This is a genomic window from Mycobacterium sp. TH-M103 (assembly GCF_057473785.1).
Window position 1 is genome coordinate 1 of sequence record NZ_JBYCLG010000084.1, and the last position, 4,641, is coordinate 4,641.

Annotated in this window: 4 protein-coding genes and 1 pseudogene; 1 reads left to right on the forward strand and 4 read right to left on the reverse strand. The window is 72.1% G+C overall.

Translation table 11 applies throughout. From position 1 onward, the window contains the following. Positions 1-317 (reverse strand): annotated as a pseudogene (locus AC2VOR_RS04855) (acetyltransferase); the annotation flags it as partial. A 192-nt stretch (positions 318-509) separates the two neighbouring features. Between AC2VOR_RS04855 and AC2VOR_RS04860 the strand changes: the two are divergent. Next, the gene (locus AC2VOR_RS04860) at positions 510-1,772 is read left to right on the forward strand and encodes an outer membrane protein assembly factor BamB family protein (protein WP_486963291.1); all 1,263 of its coding nucleotides are present in this window, start codon (positions 510-512) and stop codon (positions 1,770-1,772) included. A gap of 3 nt (positions 1,773-1,775) precedes the next feature. On the opposite strand, the gene AC2VOR_RS04865 is transcribed toward AC2VOR_RS04860, so the two are convergent. The 3 genes from AC2VOR_RS04865 to AC2VOR_RS04875 all read right to left on the reverse strand — a co-directional run. Next, a complete protein-coding gene (locus AC2VOR_RS04865; RefSeq protein ID WP_369739647.1) occupies positions 1,776-2,468 on the reverse strand; it encodes an esterase in 693 nt (230 codons plus the stop codon). 70 nt (positions 2,469-2,538) lie between these two features. Further along, positions 2,539-3,780, reverse strand: coding sequence for a class I SAM-dependent methyltransferase (locus AC2VOR_RS04870; RefSeq protein WP_369741688.1), 1,242 nt, complete (start codon positions 3,778-3,780; stop codon positions 2,539-2,541). Further along, on the reverse strand, positions 3,738-4,641 hold a 904-nt coding region (locus AC2VOR_RS04875; RefSeq protein WP_486963292.1), incomplete at its 5' end, for a class I SAM-dependent methyltransferase. The genes AC2VOR_RS04875 and AC2VOR_RS04870, both read right to left, overlap by 43 nt.

The window sequence follows — 4,641 nt, forward strand, 5'->3', positions numbered from 1 at the left end:
AGCGAGCCCTCGTGGGCGCGGATGGTGTTCTTGTCCCCGATGTGCACCCAGCGGCCGATCTCGAGCTGCGCCAACTCCGGTGTCGCGTGGATCTCGATGTTCTTGCCTAGGAACACCATGCCGCGGGTGATGATGTGCGGGTTGGCCAGCTTGAACTTCAGCAGCCGCCAGTAGCGCACCAGGTACCACGGGGTGTAGGCGCGGTTGGCCAGCACCCACCTCAGCGAGGCCAGCGTGAGGAACCGGGCTTGGCGTGGGTCCCGCAACCGTGATCCACGCCAGCGGCGATGGACCGGGGCACCCCACATGGACGTCATGGCCGGACAGCATAGCCGGATGGCGGAGTCGGCCGGCCGCGGAGCCGGGCAATCCGGCACCCGCGTGCCGACGCGGGTTACCCTCACCTGTACTCGTTCGCTGCTCGTGCCGAACGCCGTTGCGGAAGGATCTGGGAAACCGAGGTGCTTGCCCGACATCTCCTGCCTGGGCTCAGGCGCTGGCCGGCTGCGGTGCTGGCGGCCGTCGCCTCGGTGGGGCTGGGCGGATGCGGCAACACCGATTCGTGGGTCGACGCGGCACCGGCGCAGGGCTGGCCCGCCCAGTACGGCGACGCCGCCAACAGCAGCTACACCACCACGAGCGGGGCCACCAGGCTGTCGTTGCAGTGGACGCGTGCGGTCAAGGGCTCGCTGGCGGCCGGTCCGGCGCTCAGCGCACGCAGCTATCTCGCGCTGAACGCGCAGACGCCGGCCGGCTGCTCGCTGATGGAGTGGCAGAACGACGACCACGGCCGGCAGCGCTGGTGCGTGCGGCTCGTCCAGGGCGGCGGCTTCGCGGGCCCGTTGTTCGACGGCTTCGACAACCTCTACGTCGGCCAGCCGGGCGCCATCGTCTCCTTCCCGGTGACGCAGTGGACGCGGTGGCGCAAGCCGGTGATCGGGATGCCGACCACCCCGCGCTTCCTGGGGCACGGCCACCTGCTGGTCGTCACCCACCTCGGACAGGTGCTGGTCTTCGACACCCACCGCGGCGAGATGGTCGGTAGCCCGCTGGACCTGGTGGACGGCGTCGACCCGACCGATGCGACGCGCGGGCTGGCGGACTGCGCACCGGCCCGGCCGGGCTGCCCGGTCGCGGCGGCCCCCGCCTTCGCGCCGGCCAACGGAACGATCGTGCTCGGCGTCTGGCAGCCGGACGCGCCGGCCGCGCAGCTCGTCGGCCTGAAGTTCCGCGCCGGGCAGCTCTCCCGCGACTGGACGAGCGACGCGGTGGGCGGCGGCGTCATCGCCAGCCCGGTGCTCTCCGCCGACGGCTCGACGGCCTACGTCAACGGCCGCGACGAGCGGTTGTGGGCCCTGAGCACCGCCGACGGGAAGGCGAAGTGGTCGGTGCCGCTGGGATTCCTGGCGCAGACCCCCCCCGCGGTGAGCCCGCAGGGGCTGATCGTGTCCGGCGGCGGCCCCGACACCCGGCTGGCCGCCTTCACCGACGCCGGTGACCACGCCGAGCAAATCTGGCGCCGCGACGACCTCACCCCCCTGTCGTCGTCGAGCCTGGCCGGCGGCGTCGGCTACACCGTGGTCGCCGGCCCGCCGCAGGGCGAGGCGCCCGGCTTGTCGCTGCTGGTGTTCGATCCCGGCAACGGCCGCACCACGAACAGCTACCCGCTGCCCGCGGCCACCGGATACCCGGTCGGGGTCGCGGTCGGCAAGGACCGCCGGGTGGTGGCCGCCACCAGCGACGGCCAGGTGTACGGCTTCGGCCCGGCCTAGCAGCTACAGCGCCAGCGGCGGGATGGCGTTGCGGGGCACCTGGGCCTGCACGGGGCCGGAGAACGGTGGCAGCATCTCACCCGGTGCGAAGTAGAAGATCAGCGCGTCGTCGGTGATGGCGAAGTTCTGGTAGTGCGAGGGGTCCGTGCCGGTCGAGGGCAGGATGGTCGCCCCGAAGGGACTCTGGCGTTCCAGGTCGCGCTGCACGATCGGGAAGATGGCGTCCAGCGGCGCGGGGCCGGGCGCGAACAGGGTGTCGAAGGTGATGGGTTTCTTGGTGCCCAGGTTGTAGTTGAAGGCCTTGTACCAGTTGGACGGGTGCGCCCCGAGGTCCTCGAAGAACTTGAGCACCACGCTGCGGGTGGCGTGCGGCGGCTGGCCGGAACTGTGCTGTTCGCTGGTGGCCTCCAGCTGGTAGGGCTGGTTACGCGAACCCGAACTCTGCGCCACATTGACGAACCCGTCGCGGTTCCTGGTGATGTAGTCGGTCAGCGCCTGCTGATCGGGGTAGTCCACCGGAAACGTCAAGTCGAGGATGTAGGTCGGCGTCGTGACGTGCACCCGGCACATCTGGGTGACCTCCACAACGCCGCCCAGGCCGGCGCACGCCGACGGCGCGGCCCAGGCCGATGACGGGCCCGGCCAGCCCAGCAGCACCGCCGGTGCCAGCACCGCGGCCACGATCAGGGAACGCATCGTCGAATTATCCTCGCAAACTGAACAGGCAGGACGCCTGGAAGAATGACCGCCGTCAGCGTACCTGGCGTTATCGCGACGGGCGGCAGACGAACGCCGTCGCCCGCCCCGCGGCCCCGGCGCCGATCCGGGTGATGACCACCGACAGCGGCAGGCCACCGCGCAGCCGGAGCCGCCGCCGCAGCGCGTCGGGGTCCACGCGCACCCCGCGGACCAGGATCTCGAGGGCCCCGCAGTCCTGCGCCGCCAGCACCTGGCGCAGCCGGCGCTCGTCGAAGGCCACCTCGTCGAGCACCTCGAACCCCCGCACCCCCGGCGGCAGCCGATCGCCGGACAGGTAGGCGATGTCGGGGTCGAGCTGCCACAGACCGTGGCGGGCGCCGTAGTGCCGCACCAGCCCGGCCCGCACCACCGCGCCGTCGGGGTCGACGATCCATCGTCCGGGCGGCCCCACACCGCAGTCGTCGGGCTCGGCGTCGGTGACCTGTTCGCCCGGCGAGGCCCCGTCGAGGATGCTCGCGCGGCGGCGCACACCCGCTCCGGCCAGCCCGGCCGACCACAGGCACGCCTCCCGGACCGCACCCCGGTACGACGTCACCTCGATCTCGCCGTCGAACCCGCGGCGTCGCAGCGCGTCGAAATCCATGCCCGGACCGCACTTCACGACGAGGTGCCGCTCGCGGTAGGTGTCGATCAGCCGGTCCAGCGCGGGCCGGTAGTCCTCGGGGCGCAGCCGCCGGCGGCCGCCTTCGCGGCGCGCCGGGTCGACGAGGACGACCGTGTCGCGGGTCACCGGGTGCAGCGCGTCGGCGCGGCAGAGCACGGTCGTCGCTCCCACGTTGTGGCGTGCCATCGCGACCCGCACCGGGTCGATGTCGCTGCCGAGCGCGCGCACGCCCGAGCGGTGCAGCGCCGCCAGTTCGGTGCCGACCGAACAGGTCGCGTCGTGCACCGGTAACCCGGCCCGGCCCAGGCGCGCGGCCCGGTGCAGGGCCACCGCCGCCGCGGTCGCCTGCTGTAACGCCTCGTCGGTGAACAGCCACTGCGACACCTGCGGGCCCAACGACCCGAGCTTGTCTGCGGCGCGCCGGCGCAACAGCGTCGTCTCGACCAGCACCGCGGCCCGGTCGGCGAACCGGGCTCGCACCGCGGCGATGTCGGCGATGCGGGTGACATCGGTCAGCTCGAGTTCGGCGACCGCTGCCAGCGCCGAGACGCCCGGGGGCGAGGCCAGGTAGCTGACGTCCTCGGGGCCGAAGGCGAGCTGGCTCAGGAGGGTTTGACCCCGGTGATCATCACGTTGTAGAACCAGGCCTTCGGCACCACGTGCCGCCAGACGCCGGCGTCCACCCAGCTCAACGCCTTCCAGCTGGTGAACGCGAACCGTGCCCAGCCCCAGCCCAGGCGCCCGGGCGGCACCGACGCCTCGAAAGTGCGGATCGGCCAGCCCAGCATCGCGGCGGTGAACTCCTCGCTGGCGGTGCGCACCGCGGCGGCCCCGGCGTTGCGCGCCATGCGCTCCAGCTGCTCCGGTGTGAACGTGTGCAGGTCGACGATGGCCTCCAGCGCGGCGACGCGCGAGGACTCGTCGAGCTCGGCCTGCGGCCGCCGCCAGCCACCCAGACCCGGCAATTTGGTCACGGTGGTGGCGACCCGCCAGGTCAGCGTGGACAGGGTGCGTGCGTAGACGTCGCCGGCGCTGGTCGGCTCGCCGGCGAACACGAACCGGCCGCCCGGCCGCAGCACCCGCAACACCTCCCGCAGCGAGAGTTCGACGTCGGGGATGTGGTGCAGCACGGCGTGCCCGACCACCAGGTCGAACGTGTCGTCGTCGTAGGGGATGCCCTCGGCGTCGGCGACCCGGCCGTCGATGTCCAGGCCTAGCGCCTGCCCGTTGCGGGTGGCGACCTTGACCATGCCGGGCGACAGGTCGGTGACCGAGCCGCGGCGGGCCACCCCGGACTGGATCAGGTTGAGCAGGAAAAAGCCTGTGCCACAACCCAATTCCAGGGCGCGATCGTAGGGGAGCTCGCGGGCGACCTGGTCGGGCACGATGGCGTCGAACCGGCCGCGGGCGTAGTCGACGCAGCGCTGGTCGTAGGAGATCGACCACTTCTCGTCGTAGGTTTCGGCTTCCCAGTCGTGGTAGAGCACCTGGGCGAGTTTGCTGTCG

Bases quoted from the DNA above. Each gene is read 5' to 3' on its own strand.
- AC2VOR_RS04865 (WP_369739647.1), bottom strand. From the start codon at position 2,468: ATGCGTTCCCTGATCGTGGCCGCGGTGCTGGCACCGGCGGTGCTGCTG.